The sequence below is a fragment of the Sinorhizobium sp. 7-81 genome (assembly GCF_030124405.1).
Lineage (GTDB): Bacteria > Pseudomonadota > Alphaproteobacteria > Rhizobiales > Rhizobiaceae > Sinorhizobium > Sinorhizobium psoraleae.
In genome coordinates this window covers 53879-74367 of the sequence record NZ_JASKLT010000005.1, presented here as the reverse complement: position 1 = coordinate 74367, position 20489 = coordinate 53879, and the positions used below count along the sequence as shown (strand labels likewise).

Sequence of the window (20489 nt, the reverse complement as noted above, 5' to 3'; positions counted from 1 at the left end):
GAATGACCGATTTTCCTGAGACCGAAACCGGCGCCATCGCCGAATATGGTGCCGATTCCATCAAGGTGCTGAAAGGGCTCGATGCCGTACGCAAGCGGCCGGGCATGTATATCGGCGACACCGACGATGGTTCCGGTCTGCATCACATGGTCTATGAGGTCGTCGACAACGCGATCGATGAAGCGCTTGCCGGTCATGCGGATATCGTCACGGTGACGCTCAATCCGGAGGGTTCGGTGACGGTGACCGACAACGGCCGCGGCATCCCGACCGACATCCACCGGGAAGAGGGCGTCTCGGCGGCCGAGGTCATCATGACGCAGCTTCACGCCGGCGGCAAATTCGACCAGAACTCCTACAAGGTCTCGGGCGGCCTGCACGGCGTGGGCGTTTCCGTCGTCAATGCGCTGTCCGTCTCGCTGAAACTCAAGATCCGCCGCGCCGGCAAGATTCATGAGATGAGCTTCACCCACGGCGTTGCCGATGGGCCGCTGACGGTTACCGGAGATGCTGGAAGCGAGACCGGCACGGAAGTCACCTTCCTCCCGAGCGAGCAGACCTTCTCGAACATAGAATTTGACTACGGGATACTTGAACACCGCCTGCGTGAGCTCGCCTTCCTGAATTCCGGCGTCCGCATCGTGTTGACCGACAAGCGCCATTCGGACATCCGCCGCGATGAGCTGATGTATGAAGGCGGACTGGAGGCCTTCGTCGCCTATCTTGATCGGGCGAAGAAGCCGCTCGTGCACAAGCCGGTCTCGATCCGCGGCGAGAAAGACGGCATCACCGTCGAGGTGGCGATGTGGTGGAACGACAGCTACCACGAGAACGTGCTCTGCTTCACCAACAACATCCCGCAACGTGATGGCGGCACCCATATGGCCGGCTTCCGCGGCGCACTGACGCGTCAGGTAACGTCCTATGCCGATTCGTCCGGAATCACAAAAAGGGAAAAGGTCACGCTTCAGGGTGAGGATTGCCGTGAAGGCTTGACGGCGGTTCTCTCTGTCAAGGTGCCGGATCCGAAGTTTTCCTCGCAAACCAAGGACAAGCTCGTTTCGTCTGAGGTCCGACCTGTGGTCGAGAGCTTGGTCAACGAAGCACTGAGCACGTGGTTCGAGGAGCACCCAAGCGAGGCCAAGATCCTCGTTGGCAAGGTTGTCGAGGCGGCCGCGGCGCGCGAAGCGGCGCGCAAGGCGCGCGAGTTGACGCGCCGCAAGGGTGCGCTCGATATCTCGTCGCTGCCCGGCAAGCTCGCCGATTGCTCCGAGCGCGATCCGGCGAAGTCGGAAGTGTTCCTCGTGGAGGGTGATTCGGCAGGCGGTTCGGCCAAGCAGGGCCGTTCGCGCGAGAACCAGGCGATCCTTCCGCTGCGCGGCAAGATCCTCAATGTCGAGCGCGCGCGCTTCGACAAGATGCTTTCGAGCCAGGAAATCGGAACGCTGATCACGGCGCTCGGCACCTCGATCGGCAAGGACGAGTTCAACGCCGATAAGCTGCGCTATCACAAGATCATCATCATGACGGATGCCGACGTCGACGGCGCCCATATCCGCACGCTGCTGCTCACCTTCTTCTTCCGGCAGATGCCGGAACTGATCGAGCGCGGCCACCTCTATATCGCCCAACCGCCGCTCTATAAGGTGACGCGCGGCAAGTCCACGCAATACCTGAAGGACGAGAAGGCGCTCGAAGACTACCTGATCAGCATGGGCCTCGAGGAAGCGTCCCTTGCGCTTGCGTCCGGCGAGGTGAGAGCCGGCCAGGACCTGCGCGAGGTCATCAATGATGCGCTGCGCTTGCGTTCGCTGATGGATGGCCTGCACTCCCGCTACAGCCGGGCGATCGTGGAGCAGGCTGCCATTGCCGGCGCGTTGAATGTCGAACTGAATGGCCGGCGCGATGAATTTCAGGACGCGGCGGCGGAAGTGGCGCGCCGACTCGACGTGATCGCCGAGGAGACCGAGCGCGGCTGGTCGGGGATGGTCACTGCGGAAGGCGGCCTGAAGCTTGAGCGCATGGTGCGCGGCGTCAAGGAAGTCGCGGTGCTCGACATGGCGCTGATCGGCTCCTCCGACGCCCGCCATATCGACCAACTGACGCCGAAACTGAAGGAAGTCTATTCCGAACCGCCGGTGCTGCGCCGCCGTGATGGCACCCAGGCCATCAGCGGTCCGCGAGCGCTGCTCGATGCGATCTTCGCGGCCGGCCGCAAGGGGCTAACGATGCAGCGTTACAAGGGTCTTGGCGAGATGAATGCCGAGCAGCTCTGGGAAACCACGCTCGATCCGAATGTCCGTTCGCTGCTGCAGGTCAAGGTTGCCGATGCGACCGACGCCGACGGCCTGTTCTCACGCCTGATGGGTGACGAGGTGGAGCCGCGGCGCGATTTCATCCAGGAAAACGCCCTGAGCGTCGCCAACCTCGATATCTGATCTGTTGGTGTGGAATCGACGGATTGCCGGCGCCGAAAGGCGCCGGTTTTCTTTCGTGGTATCAGTCGGCCTTGAACCGGCCCTCGAAGACGAAGTCGGCGAGCGGCTTGCGCTGGCTCGGTTTTTCCCGCTCGCGCAGATCGTCCGGAAGCGTGGACGGATCGGCAAGTTTGCCGAGCGCGACGGCGGCTTCGACCCGGTAGTGTTCCGGTACGCCGAGCACGCGCACGGCCTTGTCCCGGTCAATTCCCGCCATCGCATGAGCGTACAACCCGGCAAGCCGGGTCTGCAGCGCAAGTGCGAACCATGAAGCGCCGGTGTCGAAGGCGTGTGTGTAGGCCGGTCGCATCTCGCCAGTCGAGGTAAGCCTATGTGTCTTCGAAAGAATCATGACGATCGCCGCGGCGTTTTTCGCCCAGCGCTGGTTGCTTTCATCGAGAATGTCCAGGAGCGACGCGAAGTGCTCGGTGCCGCGGCGCGCGTAGACGAACCGCCACGGCTGGTTGTTGCTCGCCGAAGGTGCCCAACGTGCCGCTTCAAAGAGGGCAAGCAGATCCTTTTCGCTGATTTCCTCGCCGGTAAAGGCGCGCGGCGACCAGCGCTCCAGGAAGATCGAGTGGATCGGGTGGTCGGCTCTTCTATGGTTGATTTCTGTCACGAACGAACATCCTTATTTGCGCATGAATCCGCTTGGGAGATCCCAACGTTTCGGTGGTGGCCAGGAGGGCGGATTCGGCGTCACGCTACAAAAGTTCCAGCATCGATGGAACCGCAACATGGAAATGGGAGGGGACGATGGACGAGGCAACGTTCAGGTATTGGCCAGCCAGGGCCGCGGATTGGGGTGTGGACTACCGGCAATCGCTACGGGATCGTCCCGTCCGAGCGCAGACGGACGCCGGCGCGATAGCGGGCGAAATCGCGCAATCCCCGCCGGAAGCCGGCGAGGCCATGGAGCGGATCTTCGAGGATTTCGAGACAGTTATCATGCCGGGCATGACGCACTGGCAGCACCCGCGTTTCTTTGCCTACTTCCCGGCCAATGCCGCGCCCGTCTCGGTCGTCGCCGAATACTTGGTCACCGCAGTCGCGGCGCAATGCATGCTCTGGCAGACCTCACCGGCAGCGACCGAGCTTGAGACGAAGATGCTGGATTGGTTGCGGCAGGCGATCGGCCTGCCAGCGGATTTTTCCGGTGTCATTCAGGATTCCGCGTCGTCCGCCACGCTCGCCGCCGTTCTGGTGATGCGGGAAAAGGCCTTGGCCTGGAACGGCAATCGGGCGGGGCTCGCCGCCAATCCTAAAGTCCGCGTCTATTCCTCCGACCAGGTCCACACCTCGATAGACCGTGCCATCTGGGTGAGCGGCATCGGCGAAGAGAACCTTGTCCGCATACCGACAGTCGGCGAGCGTCGGGCGATGGACTGCGTTGCCCTTGCCGCGGCGATCGAGACTGACCGCAAGGCAGGTTATGTTCCGGCGGGCATCATCGCTTGCACAGGCGGGACCAGTGTCGGCGCCTGCGATGATATTGCCGAAGTCGTCCGCGTCGCCCGAGAACATGGACTCTACGTCCACGTGGACGCCGCCTGGGCAGGGGCAGCGATGATCTGCGAGGAATTCCGCCAACTCTGGCAGGGTGTCGAGGGCGCCGATTCGGTCGTCTTCAATCCGCATAAATGGCTTGGTGCCCAGTTCGACTGCTCCGCCCATTTCGTCCGCAGTCCCGACGATCTCGTCCGCACGCTGGCAATCCAGCCGGAATATCTGAAGACGCATGGGCAGGACGGCATCATGAACTATTCGGAATGGTCCGTGCCCCTCGGGCGCCGCTTCCGGGCGCTCAAGCTGTGGTTCCTGTTGCGCTTCCATGGGCTTTCGGGACTGAGGCAGCGCTGGGCTGAGAATCTGGCGGAGCGCTTGCGGAACGAACCGGGCTTTGAAATCGTTACAGAACCGGTTCTGTCTCTCTTTTCGTTTCGACATGCCGGCGGCTCCGATGCCGACGCCCATAATCTCGCTCTGGTGAAGGCGATCAACGACGACGGCCGGATCTACCTGACGCAGACGCGCGTCGACGGGCGCATTGCCATCCGGTTTCAGGCGGGGCAATTCAGCATGACGCAGGATGATGCAGAAACGGCGTTCAAGGTGATTGTCGAACTGTCTAAAAAAGTTGTATAAGTTCTGTAGTTTTTTCCGAGGAAGGACGCGCCATGAACTTGAAAGACCCGTCGCTGTTTCGCCAGGCCGCTCTCGTCGGCGAAAACTGGATCGAAGCCGACCCGAAAAACGCGATTGAGGTGAACAATCCGGCGACCGGTGAGATCATCGGCCGTGTTCCGAAGCTTGGTGCCGCCGAGACCCGGGCCGCAATCGAAACCGCAGCGCGGGTGCAGAAGGAATGGGCGGCGAAGACCGCCAAGGAGCGGGCGGGCGTGCTGCGCCGATGGTTCGAGCTGATGATCGAGAACAAGGACGATCTCGGCCGAATCCTGACGATGGAGCAGGGCAAGCCGCTCCCGGAAGCGACCGGGGAAATCGTCTACGGTGCCAGTTTCATCGAGTGGTTCGCCGAAGAGGGGCGTCGCGTCTATGGCGATCTCGTGCCCGGCCATCAGAAGGATAAGCGCATTCTGGTGATGAAACAGCCGATTGGCGTCGTCGCCGCCATCACGCCCTGGAACTTCCCCAATGCCATGATCACCCGCAAGGCCGGCCCCGCCTTTGCCGCCGGCTGCGCGATGGTGCTGAAACCCGCCGCACAGACGCCCTTCTCGGCGATAGCGATTGCCGTGCTCGCCGAGCGCGCCGGCATGCCGAAGGGCCTCTTCAGCGTCATCACCGGTTCGGCGCGCGAGATCGGCGCCGAGATGACCTCGAACCCGACCGTGCGTAAGCTGACTTTCACCGGCTCGACCGAGGTCGGTGCCGAGCTCTACCGCCAGAGTGCCGCGACGATCAAGAAACTTGGTCTCGAGCTCGGCGGCAATGCGCCTTTCATCGTCTTCGACGATGCCGATCTCGATGCGGCGGTCGAGGGTGCGCTGATCGCAAAATTCCGTAACAACGGCCAGACCTGCGTCTGCGCCAACCGCATCTATGTGCAGGACGGCGTCTATGAAGCCTTCTCCGAAAAGCTTGCCGCTGCCGTCGCCAAGTTGAAGACCGGCAACGGCATGGAGGAAGGTGTCATTCTCGGGCCGTTGATCGACCAGCCGGCGCTCGCCAAGGTCGAGGAGCATGTGGCTGATGCGCTTGCCAAGGGCGCCCGCGTGGTCCAGGGCGGCAGGCGCCATGCCCTCGGGGGCACGTTCTTCGAGGCAACGGTGCTGGCCGACGTCACCCAGGCGATGGCCGTCGCGCGCGAGGAGACCTTCGGGCCCGTTGCCCCGCTCTTCCGCTTCAAGGACGAGGCCGATGTGATCGCCCAGGCCAACGACACCGAGTTCGGCCTTGCCTCCTATTTCTACGCCAAGGATCTCGCGCGCGTCTTCCGGGTCGCGGAAGCGCTGGAATACGGCATGGTCGGTGTCAATACCGGGCTCATCTCCACAGCCGAGGCGCCGTTCGGCGGCGTCAAGCTTTCCGGCCTCGGCCGCGAAGGCTCGAAATACGGCATCGAGGAGTTCATGGAGATCAAGTACGTCTGCCTCGGCGGTATTGCCTGAGGTAGAGCCCGTGGAAAACTAGCCGGCCGGGACATTCTGGCCGGTTTTCTTTTGCGGGTAATAAGCTAGCCTTGTCATCGATTCTGAGTGATTGAGCACCAGGACTTTTCGCGAGCGGGGTTGCAAAAGCTGCGGCCATTGCCCCTCATCCGCCTGCCGGCACCTTCTCCCCGCTTGCGGGGAGAAGGGACAAGCCGTGACGTCCCAGTCCCCGCAAGCGGGGAGAGGGCTAGGGTGAGGGGCAATCCGCTCTGATCATTAGTTCCGCTAAAGGAGAGCGATCAATGCCGGCCCCAAAGAACCCCTTTAAAGCGGCGATCCGCGAAAACCGTTTCCAGCTCGGTCTCTGGGTGGCGCTGGCCAGTCCCTACGCCGCCGAAATCATCGCCGATAGCGGTTACGATTGGCTCCTGATCGACGGTGAGCACGCGCCGAACGACCTGCCGCTTCTTTCGGCGCAGTTCCGCGCGATCGCGGGGCGCGCCAGCCATCCGATCGTTCGTCTGCCCGTCGGCGATACGGCGCTCATCAAGCAGGCGCTCGACACCGGCGTTCAGACCCTGCTTATCCCCATGGTCGATAGCGTCGAGCAGGCGCAGCAACTGGTCCGCGCCGTTCGCTATCCGCCGCACGGCATTCGCGGCGTCGGCGCCGCTCTTGGCCGCGCCTCGAATTTTGGGCGGATCGGCGATTATCTGCAGACGGCCAACGAGGAGATTTGCCTCATCCTGCAGATCGAGAGCCGCAAGGGGCTGGATGCGATCGACGCCATCGCCGCGCTCGACGGCGTGGACGGCCTCTTCATCGGCCCGGCCGACCTTGCCGCGGACATGGGCTATCTCGGCAATTCCGGCGACCCCGAAGTCCGGGCCGCTATCGTCGATGCTTTCGCGCGCATCAAACGCGCCGGCAAGGCGCGCGGCATCATGACCCTCGATCTTGCCCAGGCGCGCGATTACCGCGATCTCGGCGCGGATTTCATGGCCATCGGCACCGACGTCACGCTCCTTGTCAGCGCGACGCAGCGCTTGCGGCAGGAATTTTCAGGCGAGCAACAGACCTCAAGGCCCACATCCGGCTACTGAGCGGCTACCGGGCTAGGATAACCCGGTAGCCGGTTACGGAATGCTTTGCAGCAGGGTCTCCCGAGCCGATTTCAAATGCCGCCGGCAAGCCTGATCCACCTGCTTCGGGTCGCGCGACTGCAGCGCGGCGATATAGGAGAGATGCTCTTCGAGCGCACGCGCATTGCGTTCACGTGAGTTCGCCTTGTTCCATTGGTAGTGATAGTGGAAGACGATCGCGATGATGTCGTAGAAATCGATGATGAAGCGGTTGCTGGACGATTTATGCACCAGCAGATGGAAGCGCTCGTCGAGCTCGGAAAATTCCTTGTAGCGGTTATCGATGTCGGCGAGGATTTCGCGGTGCACCGCCTCGATCTTCTTCAGCTCCTCCCAAGCGGGGTGCTCCTCCGGCAGGGCGACGAAGCTTGCGGCGGATCTCAGCTCGAACATTTCCCGCACTTCAGTCAGTTCGAGCGCGAACTCGCGCGTAAAACCCTTGAGCACCCAGTGGCTATTCGGCCGCTTCTCGATCAGCCCGAAGCGGCTGAAGCGGATCAGGAATTCGCGTACGCTTGTCGTCCCTGTGCCGATCTCGCGCGCGAGTTCGAGCTCGTTGATCTGCATGCCGGGTTCGGCGCCTCCGGCCAGAATCCGGCGCATGAAACTGCGCTCGATGATCTCGGCAAGTGAATTGGTCTCTTCGGTCGGAAAATAGTCGGACGGCTCCGGGCGGCGCAGTACGATCTTCCGGCGTTTGTCCCAGATGATCAGCTTGAGCTCCTCGCAGCGGGAAAGAATGGCCCGGACCGTGGTGCGGCTCACCCCCAGCACCTGCCCGAGTTCCGGTTCGGAAGGCAGCGTGGAGGTCTCCGCCAGCAGCTTCAGGCAGCGATTGAAGGCATCCTTGAAAACGGTGTTCTGCTTCGCCATGGAAAGTCCGGCCGGTCCCCTGTTGCTGCGGGCGTCGCGCCCGGAACTGTTGCTGTTCTACGGCTTGGGGCGTCTTACCAGACGCTCGGAAGCTGCAGTAGCATTTTGATTTACCGCATGGTTCATCGAGTCGGCGCCGACCGAAGTAGTGACGCAATAGCCCGGCGGCGCAGGTTTGTCTTCGTTGCGGCAACGATTTCTAGGCATTCGGTCGCCCCGATCTTTCCACGCCCTTGCGGCCGGCCATGGCCCATGACGCGAGTTTTCGATCATAATACCTGTTGACGGATTTCTGTCTATTGTGGATAAAAGACAAATTGATCGTGCGACCATTGCACAAGAATGAATTCAGGAGTGCCGCCACTTGTCCGCCCCGTCTTCAATCCTTCTCTCGCCGGAGGACAATGTCGCCGTTGCCACCTTCTCGATCGAGGCGGGGCAGCTGCTTCCGGGCGGCGCCAGGGCCAAGGCGCGGATCGAGCCCGGCCACAAGGTTGCGATACGAGCCATCGCAAGCGGCGAGCCGGTAATCAAATATGCGCAGGCAATTGGCCGCGCGACCGGCGACATAGGCGCTGGCGACCATGTGCATTCGCACAATCTCGCCTTTGACAAGGACCGTCTTGCGATTGGCGCCGCCGTTCCGCCGGAAGCCGCAAGCGCGGCCGACAAGGCACGGACTTTCCTGGGTTACCGCAGGGCCGACGGGCGGGCCGCCACCCGCAACTATATCGGCATCATCGCCAGCGTGAACTGTTCCACCACGGTCTGTCGAGCCATCGCCGACGAGGCCAACCGGCGCATCCTGCCGAGATACGAAGGTATAGATGGCTTCGTGCCGATCGTGCACGATCAAGGCTGCGGCATGTCGTCGACCGGCGACGGGATGAAGAACCTGCACCGGACGCTCGCCGGCTATGCCCGTCACGCCAATTTCGGCGGCGTGCTGATGGTCGGACTCGGCTGCGAGGTCAACCAGTTGACGCTCTACGGCCAGAGCGGCTCCGGCGCGGAGAAACGCCATTTCAACATCCAGGAAGCGGGCGGCTCCCGCCGGTCGGTCGAGCGCGCCCTCGGAGTCCTCGACGAAATCGCCCAGGAAGTCGCAACGGCGCGGCGTGTGCCGATCCCGGTCAGCGAGATCATCGTCGGTTTGCAATGTGGCGGCTCCGACGGGCTTTCAGGCGTTACGGCGAACCCGGCGCTCGGCGCAGCGGTCGATATTCTTGCGGGCGCCAGCGGCACCGCTATCCTCTCGGAGACCTCGGAGATCTATGGCGCCGAACATCTCTTGCGCAGCCGGGCGGTCAACCAAGGCGTCGCGGTGAAGCTCGATAGCCTGATTTCCTGGTGGGAAAACTACGTGGCCTTGCACGGAGCGTCGCTCGACAACAATCCTTCGCCGGGCAACAAGCGCGGCGGTCTGACCACCATCCTGGAAAAATCGCTTGGCGCGGTCGCCAAGGGCGGACGATCGCCGTTGACGGCTGTCTACAATTACGCCGAGCGTGTGACCGAGCATGGGTTGGTCTTCATGGATACGCCGGGCTACGATCCGGTATCGGCAACCGGCCAGGTCGCCGGTGGTGCCAACGTCATCGCGTTTACCACTGGACGCGGCAGCTGCTTCGGCTGTCGCCCCGCGCCGTCGATCAAGCTCACCAGCAACACGCCGCTTTATCGAGCCATGGAGGAAGACATGGACATCGATTGCGGCGTGATCGCTTCGGGAGAGGCAACCATTGCCGGTCTTGGCCGTGAAATCTTCGACCTGATCGTCGATACCGCTTCCGGCCGCAAGACGAAGAGCGAACTCTTCGGTTATGGCGACAATGAATTCGTTCCCTGGCATCTGGGGGCGACACTCTGACGATGTGGGAAAAGCACATCCTTGGAGGGAGGAGACAGGGAATGCAGAAAAGAAAAATCGGCCGGACGAATCTCTCCGTGACCGAGTACAGTTTTGGTGCGGCCGGGCTTGGCGGCCTCTATCGCGAATGCACGCGGGAGGCAGCGATGGAGACGCTCGATGCCGCTTGGGCGGCCGGCATCCGCTATTTCGACGCGGCGCCCTATTACGGGTTGGGACTGGCCGAGCGGCGCGTGGGCGATTTCCTGCAGGACAAGCCGCGCGACAGCTTCGTGCTTTCGACAAAGGTGGGCCGCCTGCTTCACCCGGTCTCGGAAGGCGCGGTTCCCGACTATTCCTACGTCAAACCGCTGAATTTCGACGTCACCTTCGATTACAGCTATGACGCGATCATGCGGTCCGTCGAATTCAGCTACGCCCGCCTCGGTCTCAATCGCATCGACATTCTCTATGTCCATGACATCGGCATCTACACCCACGGCGCCGCGAAGAATGCCGTGTTTTTGCGGCAACTGATGGATTCCGGCCTGAAGGCCTTGGAAGAGCTGAAGTCGGGCGGCGTCATCTCGGCCTATGGCTTGGGCGTCAACGAAGTGCCGGTCTGCCTTGAGGTCATGCGGCGGGCCGATATCGACTGCATTCTCCTGGCCGGGCGCTACACGCTTCTCGACCGCTCGGCGGTCGCCGAGTTGCTTCCGCTTTGCGAGAAGAAGGGGACGTCGCTCGTCGTAGGCGGCGTGTTCAATTCCGGTATTCTCGCCACCGGACCGGTCGAAGGCGCCCATTTCGACTATATGCCGGCCAGCGAAGACGTGCGAACGCGGGTTGCCGCAATGGAAAAGATCGCACGCGACCGCGGCATGCCGCTTGCGGCACCTGCGCTCCAATTTCCGCTTGCCAGTCCGCAGGTCGCTTCGGTGCTGCTCGGCACTGCGAAGCCCGCGAGCCTCGAGCGCAATATGGAACTCACCCGACAGAAGATCGCGGCGGAAGACTTCGCCGCCTTCGAGCCTTACACGCTTGTCGCGCCCGAACTCGGGCTGGAGGCGGTGCGGGCCTGACAGGTGTCGTTGCGCTGACTTGATGTCGGCGCGGCGGCAAACCGGGACATCGGCACGCCCGTGGCCCCTCCGGAAATGCCTATGAAAACATGTTGTTGCGTCTGGGAGGAACGCGATGAATGGGATCGGCAGAACGGCTTGCCATTTCAAATTCACTGCGCTAGCGTGCCAATCTGTTTTTTATAGATAAAAGATCGATCCGTATGCACCTTGCGGATCGCATTCGATAACGGAACGAGGTGTTACTTGAGAGGAGAAACCCGATGAGCATAACCAAGCACATTCTGTCCCGCCGTGCCTTCACCGCACTTGCCGGTGCCGCATTCCTCGCCACCATGGCGCCGGTCGCGTCCTTCGCCCAGGACGTCACCATCCCGATCATCGTGAAGGACACCACTTCCTTCTACTGGCAGATCGTTCTCGCGGGCGCGCGCGCCGCCGGCAAGGACCTCGGCGTGAACGTGCCGGAACTTGGCGCTCAGTCCGAATCGGACATCAACGGCCAGATCAGCATCCTTGAAAACGCCGTCGCCGGCTCGCCGGCCGCAGTCGTGATCTCGCCGACCGAGTTCAAGGCGCTTGGCAAGCCGATCGACGAGGCAGCAAAGTCGGTCCCGATCATCGGCATCGATTCGGCGGCAGACTCGAAGGCCTTCACCTCGTTCCTGACGACCGATAACGTCCAGGGCGGTCGTATCGCCGCGGACGGGCTCGCCGCGGCGATCAAGGAGGCAACCGGTAAGGAGGAAGGCGAAATCGCCATCATCACCAGCCTGCCCGGCGTCGGCTCTCTCGATCAGCGCCGTGAAGGTTTCCTCGATCAGGTCAAGACCAAGTATCCGGGCTTCAAGGTCGTTGCCGACAAATATGCCGATGGTCAGGCAACGACCGGCCTCAATATGATGACCGACCTGATCACCGCCAATCCGAATCTCGTCGGCGTCTTCGCCTCCAATCTGATCATGGCGCAGGGCGTCGGCCAGGCGATCGCCGAGAACAAGCTCGGCGACAAGATCAAGGTGATCGGCTTCGACAGCGACGAGAAGACGGTCGGCTTCCTGAAAGAAGGCGTGCTGGCGGGTCTGGTGGTACAGGATCCCTATCGCATGGGTTATGATGGCGTAAAGACGGCGCTTGCGGTCTCGAAGGGCGAGAAGGTCGAAGCCAATGTCGATACCGGCGCGAACCTCGTCACCAAGGCCAACATGGCCGATCCGAAAATCGATGCGCTTCTGAATCCGAAGGTGAACTGAAGCAATTCCAGTGTGACGGTTTTTCCGTCCGGAATTGCCAAGGTCTCAAAGAGTTAGATCGTTTCACTGCGTCGGCGACACGGTGGAACGATCTAAGGATCCGGACGAGGCGACAGCAGGTTCGAGGGGGCGCCGTCGCCCTTCCGGGTCGGCGCATAACCCCGGGAGTTGCAAGCGATTTTCGGGGTTATGCGCAGTTTCTAAGGTATTGCAGCGCCGCAGCCGGCTTTGAAGCAAGGCGCTGCCGAGGAGGAGGCTTTCATGATTGGACTTCACGAGGTCGGCCATCGACACGAGGGCAAGCTGAGAACGCCTGCCGGCCACCCCGTTCCCAAGGGTGAACCGATCCTCGAATTGCACAGTCTGCGGAAGAATTACGGTGCCGTCGAAGCACTGAAACCCGCCACCATCACCTTTCTCTCCGGCGAGGTCCATGCGATCGTCGGTGAAAACGGCGCCGGCAAGTCGACGCTGATCAAACTGCTGACCGGTGTGATAACCCGAACGTCGGGCGAGATCCTCTGGTGTGGCGAGCCGGTTCAACTCGCAAGTCCCAATGAGGCGATTTCGCGCGGCATCAATGCCGTCCATCAGGAAGTCGTGCTCTGCCCGCATCTTTCCGTCGCGGCCAACATGTTCCTCGGCGACGAGATGAACAGGCGCGGCCTGATGCGGAAGCGCGCGATGACCGACGCCGCCCAAGGGGTGCTCGACGATCTCGGCTTCAACCTGCCCGCGGGTGCGGTGCTCGGCAGCCTGACGATCGGCCAGCAGCAGCTGGTCGCGACCGCCCGCGCGGCGATGCGCGGCACCCAGTTCCTGATCTTCGACGAGCCGACGGCCTATCTCACGCGACAGGAATCCGAACAACTGTTCCGCCTCATTCGCCGGCTGCAGAGTGAAGGCGTCACGATCGTCTACATCAGCCACCGCCTGGAGGAAGTGTTCGAACTTGCCGACCGCGTCTCCGTTCTGCGCGACGGCACCCACGTCGGCACGCGGGCGATCGGCGAGACGAACGAGGCCGAACTGATCGCGCTGATGATCAATCGCACGATCGAACAGATTTATCACAAGGAGCATTTTACCGCAGGCGAGACACTCATCGAGGCGCGAGGGCTGAGCGGTCCAGGCTTCGCCGATGTGTCGCTGACGGTCAGGGCCGGCGAGATCGTCGGTCTTTACGGCCTGATCGGTGCCGGCCGCAGCGAATTTGCGCTCGGCCTTTACGGGCGCCATCGGCTCAGCGCAGGAGAGGTCTTCTGGCAGGGCAGGAAGGTCGAGATCGACAGTGAGCGAAAGGCGATGGAACTCGGCATCGCGCTTGCGCCCGAGAGCCGTCGTGACCAGGGCCTCTGCCTCAACCTGCCGATCGGGCTCAACATCAACTTGCCGGTTTTCCGCAGGCTGACGCGCGGGCTGACTATCAACCGTGCCGAAGAGGCCGCAAATGCCGAGCGCCAGATCAGGGATCTGAAGATCAAGACGCCGTCACGCCGGGTGCTGGCATCGGCCATGTCCGGCGGCAACCAGCAGAAGATCGTCATCGGCAAATGGCTGAGCCACGGGGCAAAGCTGTTCATCTTCGACGAACCCACCGTCGGCGTCGATGTCGGCACCAAGGCGGAAATCTATCGGCTTTTCTCGCGGCTGCTGGAGAAGGGAGCGGGCATTATCCTGATCTCCTCCTACTTGCCCGAGGTTTACGAACTGTCGGACCGGCTGCATGTCTTCCGGCAGGGGCGGGTTGTGGGGAGCCACGGTTACCGCACGGCCAGCCATGAAGAGGTGCTGGCGCAGGCGATCGGCGCGTGATTGCGAGAAACAGGCATAAGGGACTGCAGGGAGGAACGAAATGAGTGTGGAAACGGTAGAAAGCAGCGCGGGGCCGACGCCGAGGAAAGGGATCAGCATCCTGTTCGGCCTGACGTTGCTGGGGCTCCTGCTCTTCCTCTGGCTGCTCCTCGGATTCGCGACCAACAGCTTCTGGACGCCGAACAACATCAGCAACCTGCTGCGCCAGGGAGCGATGACGGCAATCCTTGCCGTCGGCCAGACCTTCGTGATCATCACCGCCGGCATCGACCTCTCGGTCGGAGCCGTGGTCGGTTTCACCAGCGTCATCGTCGCATGGCTGCTTGCCGCCGGTGTTCCGCTCTGGCTTGCCCTCATCGCCACCTTGGCGATCGGCGTCCTGATCGGCGCGTTCCACGCCTTCGCTATCGTCCGCATGGGCCTGCCGCCCTTCATCATCACGCTGGCAACGCTGACGTCGCTGCGCGGCATCGGCCTGCTCATCACCAACGGCTCGACGATATCGATCACCAACGAAGCCTTCACCAATTTCTCGCGGGCCGATTTTCTCGGTGTGCCGAGCCTGTTCTGGATGGTGATCGTCGTCGCCGTGCCGGCCTATATCTTCCTGCACCTCAGCCGTTTCGGTCGCTATCTCTTTGCTGTCGGCTCGAACAGCGAGGCGGCCCGCCTTTCCGGCGTCAACGTCAACCGCACGATCTATCTCGCCTATATCCTGTCGTCGACCTGCGCCGCCTTTGTCGGCCTGCTGCTTGCCTCGCGCATCGGCATCGGCAACGCCACGCAGGCGGAGGGCTGGGAACTGCAAGCGATAGCCTCGTCGGTGATCGGCGGCACGAGCCTTTTCGGCGCCGTCGGTTCGGTCCACGGCCCGCTGCTCGGCGCCTTCATTCTGGCGACGATAAACAACGGCGCCAATCTCATGAACGTCAATTCCTTCTGGCAGCGCGTCATCACCGGGCTGCTCATCATCGTCATCGTCTACTTCGACCAGCTCCGGCGGCGAGGCGAGCGATGATCGGGGTTCACGCATGAAAGCCATCCTCTGCCCGGAACCGGGGCGCCTCGAGATCGTCGACCGCAACCGACCGGGGGCACCCGCCGCCGGCTGGGCCCGCCTCGCCGTCAGCCATGTCGGGATCTGCGGTACCGACTATCACATCTTCGAAGGCAAGCACCCCTTCCTGCAATATCCTCGCGTGATGGGGCACGAGATTTCGGCGAAGGTGATCGAAGCGGGCCCCGAGACGTCCCTCGCGTCCGGGACGCTGGTGGTGGTCAATCCCTATCTCTCCTGCGGAAGCTGTGTGGCCTGCCGAAGCGGAAAGCCGAACTGCTGTACGGCGATCCGTGTTCTCGGCGTTCACACCGATGGGGCCTTCTGCGAGGAGATCATGATGCCGGAACAAAATCTCTATCCGGCTCAGGATCTATCGCCCGAAGCTGCCGCTGCGGTCGAATTCCTGGCGATCGGAGCCCATGCGGTGCGCCGGTCGAACGCCGCGCCCGGTGCCCGTTCGCTCGTCATCGGCGCCGGTCCGATCGGCCTCGGAACCGCGATCTTTTCGCGGATCGCCGGACACAGCGTCACCCTTCTCGATACGAGTGCCGAACGACTGGACTTCGCCGCCGACAGGCTCGGCTTCGCGCATCGCATCGTTGCAGACAATGACGTTGAACGTGCGGTCGCGCAGGCGACGGATGGCGATGGCTTCGATGTCGTTTTCGACGCGACAGGCAACGGAACGTCGATGGAACGGTCGTTTGCCCACGTCGCCCATGGCGGAACGCTCGTCTTCGTCAGCGTGGTCAAGGACGACATCCGTTTCTCCGACCCGGAATTTCACAAACGCGAGATGACCTTGGTCGCCAGCCGCAACGCCACGCGTGTGGATTTCGACCACGTCATTGCGTCGCTTCGCGATGGCCTGGTCCCGATCGATGCGCTGATCACCCATCGCACGACACTCGATCAGGCGGTGCACGATCTGCCGCGCTGGGCGCATGACAAGTCCGGTCTCGTCAAGGCGGTGATAAGAGTGGGTGCTGCATGACCTTCATCGATGCTCACCAGCACTACTGGACGCTCGGCCTTGGCCATAACGACTGGCCGGTGCCCGATTTGGCGCCGATTTACCGTGATTTCGGACCCGACGACCTCAAGCCTCACCTCGCGGCGTCAGTAATTTCGCGAACCGTCCTCGTTCAGGCCGCGCCGAACGTCGAGGAAACCGAGTTCCTGCTTGCGCTCGCAGAACGGGAGGATACGGTTGCCGCCGTGGTCGGTTGGGTCAATATTTTGGCCCCCGATGCCATTTCGGAGATCAGCCGTCTTAAGGCCCACCGGAAGTTCAAGGGCATCCGGCCGATGCTGCAAGGCATTGTGGAGACTGCCTGGATTCTGCAGCCGCGGGCGATTGTCACGCTGCAGGCGTTACCGCAATTGGACCTCAGGTTCGACGCCTTGATACAGCCGCGGCATTTGCCGGTCATCGCGACCCTTGCCGATGAGGTGCCCGAGCTTGCGATCGTCGTCGACCACGGCGCCAAGCCGTTTATCGCCGCGGGAGAGCTGGAGCCCTGGTGGTCCGATATGGCAGCGCTCGCGCGTCGCCCGAATGTCCACGTCAAGCTCTCGGGGCTAGTGACGGAGGCTGGAGCCGGCTGGTCGGTCGAAAGACTCAAGCCCTATGCAGCGCATCTCCTCGACGTTTTTGGGCCGGATCGCGTGATGTTTGGAAGCGACTGGCCGGTGGTGCTGCTCGACGCGGATTATGGCGCATGGTTTGCTGCGGCGCAGGAACTGACGGCGCATCTCACGTCGTCGGAGAAGGAGAGTGTCTTTTCCCACACAGCGGCCCGCTTTTATGGAATTTCCGGCTAAGGACTTGCCTTTGCCGGGCTTTCCGGCGCACTGTCGCGAATCCGGTAACATTTCTTGCAGCACCTTGTTCCGGAGCGAGAAGGGCATATTTGTTGCACTGCACAAGAAACGTGGTAGTCTGGCGGCGATTGCGGACACCAAGACAAACAATCGCAAGCTTGCGTCCGACTGGGAGCGGCGTTGTCATTGATTGAAACAAGGGGTACGCGTCCCATGTTCTACCAGCTTTACGAATTGAACCATGCCATGATGGCCCCGTGGCGTACGGCCGCGGATGCGCTGCGCCTCGCCTTCAACAATCCGATGAATCCCGTCTCGCACACCTATTTCGGTCGTGCCGCGGCTGCGGGGCTGGAGGTTTTCGAGCGCGCCACGCGGCGCTACGGCAAACCGGAATTCGGCCTTCCAGAAACGATCGTCGACGGGCAACCCGTGGCGGTTCACGAGAAGATCGTCTGGCGCGCGCCTTTCTGCAATCTCATCCACTTCGAGCGCTCCCTTCCGAAGGGAAGAACGCCGGACCACAAGGTTCTGATCGTCGCGCCGATGTCCGGGCATTACGCCACGCTGCTGCGCGGGACCGTCGAAGCACTGCTGCCGCATGCAGATGTCTACATCACCGACTGGATCGATGCCCGGATGGTGCCCTTAGCCGAAGGCACGTTCGATCTCGACGACTATATCGACTACGTCACCCAGATGCTGCACTTCCTCGGACCAGACACCCATGTGATTGGCGTCTGTCAACCGGCGGTGCCGGTCCTGGCCGCGGTTTCGCTGATGGAAGCGGCGGAAGACCCCCTTGCGCCAGCGTCGATGACGCTGATGGGCGGCCCGATCGACACCCGCATCAATCCGACGGCGGTCAATCAACTGGCGGAAGAGCGCTCTATCGAATGGTTCCGCGACAATGTCATCATGCCCGTTCCGTGGCCGCAGCCGGGCTTCATGCGCATGGTCTATCCGGGCTTCCTGCAGCTCTCCGGCTTCATGTCGATGAATCTCGATCGGCACCTGATCGCCCATAAGGAATTCTTCGCGCATCTCGTAAAGAACGACGGTGATGCCGCCGACAAGCACCGCGATTTCTACGACGAGTATCTGGCGGTCATGGATCTGACGGCGGAGTTCTACCTTCAGACCGTGCAGGTCGTCTTCATGCAGCATGCCTTGCCGAAGGGCGAGATGATGCACCGCGGACGGCGCGTCGACCCGTCGGCCATCCGCAAGGTGGCGCTTCTGACGGTGGAGGGCGAAAACGACGACATTTCCGGCGTCGGCCAGACGAAGGCCGCGCAGACGATCTGCACCAACATCCCGGAGCATATGCGCCAGCATTACATGCAGCCGGATGTCGGCCATTACGGCGTCTTCAACGGATCGCGCTTCCGCCGCGAGATCGCGCCTCGCATCGTCGCCTTCCAACGCGAGCATTCGCGCCGCGCGCCGCCGGTCAAGCAACTCATCAAGGGCGGAAAGTCGGCCTGACGGGATAGTGTTCCGCCTGACTGCATGTTTCCTCAACATGCAGCAACTCAAAGTGCTACAGCGTCCTTTGCGCGTATGATAAGACGCCCGGCGCTGTAGCCGATGCCATTGAAGGCGGAATGCTCCACGGCTTTTTTGCCGATGTCGAGTCAAGATCTTGTCCGATTCCGATCCCGAAAGTCTTGCAGTGGCGGCGGGCCTTTCCCACATCGTTTTCATCGGGTCGCGATGGGCGGCCCGCTGACTGCGAGGAATCGTGAAGATGAACCAATCTGCATTGATCCGTCCGGACTGGACGCCCGCGACCATTGCGTTGATGGTGCTCGGCTTCGTTGTGTTCTGGCCGCTTGGCCTGGCAATGCTCGCGTATATCCTCTTCGGCGAAAAGCTGAGGGCGTTCAAGAAGGACGCCAACGGCAGCGTGGATCGCATGTGCGCCGGCTTCCGGCGCAACCACCGTCAGCACTGGGCGCATCATCGCACCGGCAACGTCGCTTTCGACGATTGGCGTGAAGCGGAACTTGCCCGCCTTGACGAGGAACGCCGCAAGCTCGACGAAATGCGCGAGGAATTCGACGCCTATGTGCGCGAACTTCGCCGCGCCAAGGACCAGGACGAGTTCGACCGCTTCATGCGTGAGCGCAAGAACGGTGGCCCCGCTCCGTCCGCCGGTTCCGAGACAAGCTGAGCCGAAAGCACTTATCCGGCGTTTCACATGAAACGCCGGATAACCAACCGCTGCTGCGAATGATCCGCGAATCGGATAGAAAGGCGCTATGTTTCCTTCTCTCAAGCGGCGCCGCCACGATGGATCTCCCGCAGATGTCACGCGCGACATCGAGGTCGCCGGCAAGCTTCTGCCGCTGACCATCCGCCAGAATGCCCGTGCTACACGGATGACTCTTCGCATCGAGCCAGGCGGCCGGGCATTGAAGCTCACCGTCCCGGAGGGCCTGCCCGAGCGCGAAGTCCACGCCTTCCTGAACCGCCATCAGGGCTGGCTGATGACCAAGCTTGCGCGGTTTTCCGGTGAAAGCGAACTTGAGGATGGGGGTTCCATCCTGATCCGCGGCGTCGCCCACCGCATCGAGAGAACCGGCAGGATCCGCGGTTTGACGGAGGCCCTGACGCTTGGCGACGAGAGCGTTTTGCGGGTGAGCGGCGGGGAAGAACATTTGCGTCGGCGGATTGCCGACTTTCTGAAGAAGGAAGCGCGCAACGATCTCGAACGTCTCGTTGCCGTCTATACCGGTAGGCTCGGGCGCCGGGCGCGGTCCTTGAGTCTGAAGGACACGCGCAGCCGTTGGGGTTCCTGTTCCGCAGAAGGTGATTTGAGCTTCTCCTGGCGGATCGCGATGGCGCCGCCGAAGGTTATCGCCTATCTCGCGGCGCACGAGGTTGCTCACCTCCAGGAGATGAACCACGGACCGGGTTTCTGGGCGCTCTGCGAGAAATTGTGTCCCGACACCCGCGACGCCAAGCACTGGCTGAAGCGCAACGGCACCATGCTGCATGCGATAGACTTCGGCTAAAGTAGTTCCCCGGGCAATCGGGACACGGGTTCCGTCCGGATTGCGTGGTTTCAATGGGTCAGGCGCGGCCGTTGAGCGCCGCCTTGATCTTTTGGTCCGTCTTGTACTGGCTGAGCGCGTAGACCGACCAGATCGCCGCCGGAATCCAACCGATCAGTGTGATCTGCAGAATGAGGCAGATGATGCCCGCAAAGGGCCGACCGATCGTGAAAAACTGCAGCCAGGGCAGAATGAGGGCGATCAGCAGACGCATAATTTCTTCTCCGTTGTGGTAGAATGCATATGGTGAGAAGCTGGCCGTGCCGCAACGTTGCGCCGGTCGTGCTTGCTGCATAATTCCTTAAATCGGAATCGACTTAGGGCGAAAATTATGCAGCGAGTTTAAGATGCTGCAGCGTCTATTGCCCGTCATATTTTGACGCGCGGCGCTGTAGGCGACGCAACGTTTTGGCTCGACTCGGGCGACATTTCGTGCAAGGT

Annotated in this window: 17 protein-coding genes; 14 read left to right on the top strand and 3 right to left on the bottom strand. The window is 61.9% G+C overall.

Annotated elements, in window-relative coordinates:
* The first annotated feature begins 2 nt into the window (after positions 1–2).
* On the top strand, positions 3–2438 hold the full coding sequence (gene gyrB, locus QN224_RS18305; RefSeq protein ID WP_283977848.1) for a DNA topoisomerase (ATP-hydrolyzing) subunit B: 2436 nt from the start codon (positions 3–5) through the stop codon (positions 2436–2438).
* A gap of 61 nt (positions 2439–2499) precedes the next feature.
* On the opposite strand, the gene QN224_RS18300 is transcribed toward gyrB, so the two are convergent.
* Positions 2500–3096, bottom strand: coding sequence for a nitroreductase family protein (locus tag QN224_RS18300; protein WP_283977847.1), 597 nt, complete (start codon positions 3094–3096; stop codon positions 2500–2502).
* Positions 3097–3233: 137 nt separating this feature from the next.
* On the opposite strand from QN224_RS18300, the gene QN224_RS18295 reads away from it, so the two are divergent.
* From QN224_RS18295 to QN224_RS18285, 3 genes are all read left to right on the top strand, one after another.
* Positions 3234–4622 (top strand): pyridoxal-dependent decarboxylase, encoded by a 1389-nt coding sequence (locus tag QN224_RS18295; protein WP_283977846.1) that lies wholly within the window; start codon positions 3234–3236, stop codon positions 4620–4622.
* Between the two features lie 32 nt (positions 4623–4654).
* Positions 4655–6109 (top strand): NADP-dependent succinate-semialdehyde dehydrogenase, encoded by a 1455-nt coding sequence (gene gabD / locus QN224_RS18290; protein WP_283977845.1) that lies wholly within the window; start codon positions 4655–4657, stop codon positions 6107–6109.
* Between the two features lie 284 nt (positions 6110–6393).
* The gene (locus tag QN224_RS18285; protein WP_283977844.1) at positions 6394–7194 is read left to right on the top strand and encodes an HpcH/HpaI aldolase/citrate lyase family protein; all 801 of its coding nucleotides are present in this window, start codon (positions 6394–6396) and stop codon (positions 7192–7194) included.
* Between the two features lie 33 nt (positions 7195–7227).
* Here the strand turns inward: QN224_RS18285 and QN224_RS18280 are convergent, their stop codons facing one another.
* Positions 7228–8106, bottom strand: a complete 879-nt coding sequence (locus QN224_RS18280) for a GntR family transcriptional regulator (protein ID WP_283977843.1) — start codon at positions 8104–8106, stop codon at positions 7228–7230.
* Positions 8107–8470: 364 nt separating this feature from the next.
* Between QN224_RS18280 and QN224_RS18275 the strand changes: the two genes are divergently transcribed.
* From QN224_RS18275 to QN224_RS18230, 10 genes are all read left to right on the top strand, one after another.
* Positions 8471–9976 (top strand): altronate dehydratase family protein, encoded by a 1506-nt coding sequence (locus QN224_RS18275; RefSeq protein WP_283977842.1) that lies wholly within the window; start codon positions 8471–8473, stop codon positions 9974–9976.
* 41 nt (positions 9977–10017) lie between these two features.
* Entirely contained in the window at positions 10018–11037 is a 1020-nt protein-coding gene (locus QN224_RS18270) for an aldo/keto reductase (RefSeq protein ID WP_283977841.1), read from the top strand.
* A gap of 263 nt (positions 11038–11300) precedes the next feature.
* Entirely contained in the window at positions 11301–12290 is a 990-nt protein-coding gene (locus QN224_RS18265) for an ABC transporter substrate-binding protein (protein WP_173508593.1), read from the top strand.
* A 261-nt stretch (positions 12291–12551) separates the two neighbouring features.
* Positions 12552–14105 (top strand): sugar ABC transporter ATP-binding protein, encoded by a 1554-nt coding sequence (locus QN224_RS18260; RefSeq protein ID WP_269280052.1) that lies wholly within the window; start codon positions 12552–12554, stop codon positions 14103–14105.
* Between the two features lie 40 nt (positions 14106–14145).
* Positions 14146–15123 (top strand): ABC transporter permease, encoded by a 978-nt coding sequence (locus QN224_RS18255; RefSeq protein WP_269280049.1) that lies wholly within the window; start codon positions 14146–14148, stop codon positions 15121–15123.
* Between the two features lie 13 nt (positions 15124–15136).
* The gene (locus QN224_RS18250; protein ID WP_283977840.1) at positions 15137–16159 is read left to right on the top strand and encodes a zinc-binding alcohol dehydrogenase family protein; all 1023 of its coding nucleotides are present in this window, start codon (positions 15137–15139) and stop codon (positions 16157–16159) included.
* A complete protein-coding gene (locus QN224_RS18245; RefSeq protein WP_283977839.1) occupies positions 16156–16989 on the top strand; it encodes an amidohydrolase in 834 nt (277 codons plus the stop codon). The genes QN224_RS18250 and QN224_RS18245 overlap by 4 nt, the downstream gene beginning before the upstream one ends.
* Positions 16990–17202: 213 nt before the next feature.
* The gene (gene phaZ / locus QN224_RS18240; protein ID WP_283977838.1) at positions 17203–18477 is read left to right on the top strand and encodes a polyhydroxyalkanoate depolymerase; all 1275 of its coding nucleotides are present in this window, start codon (positions 17203–17205) and stop codon (positions 18475–18477) included.
* 262 nt (positions 18478–18739) lie between these two features.
* On the top strand, positions 18740–19165 hold the full coding sequence (locus tag QN224_RS18235; protein ID WP_269280038.1) for a DUF2852 domain-containing protein: 426 nt from the start codon (positions 18740–18742) through the stop codon (positions 19163–19165).
* Positions 19166–19253: 88 nt separating this feature from the next.
* Entirely contained in the window at positions 19254–20009 is a 756-nt protein-coding gene (locus tag QN224_RS18230; protein WP_269280034.1) for a M48 family metallopeptidase, read from the top strand.
* A gap of 58 nt (positions 20010–20067) precedes the next feature.
* Here the strand turns inward: QN224_RS18230 and QN224_RS18225 are convergent, their stop codons facing one another.
* Positions 20068–20262, bottom strand: coding sequence for a YqaE/Pmp3 family membrane protein (locus QN224_RS18225; RefSeq protein WP_173508585.1), 195 nt, complete (start codon positions 20260–20262; stop codon positions 20068–20070).
* Positions 20263–20489: the final 227 nt, after the last annotated feature.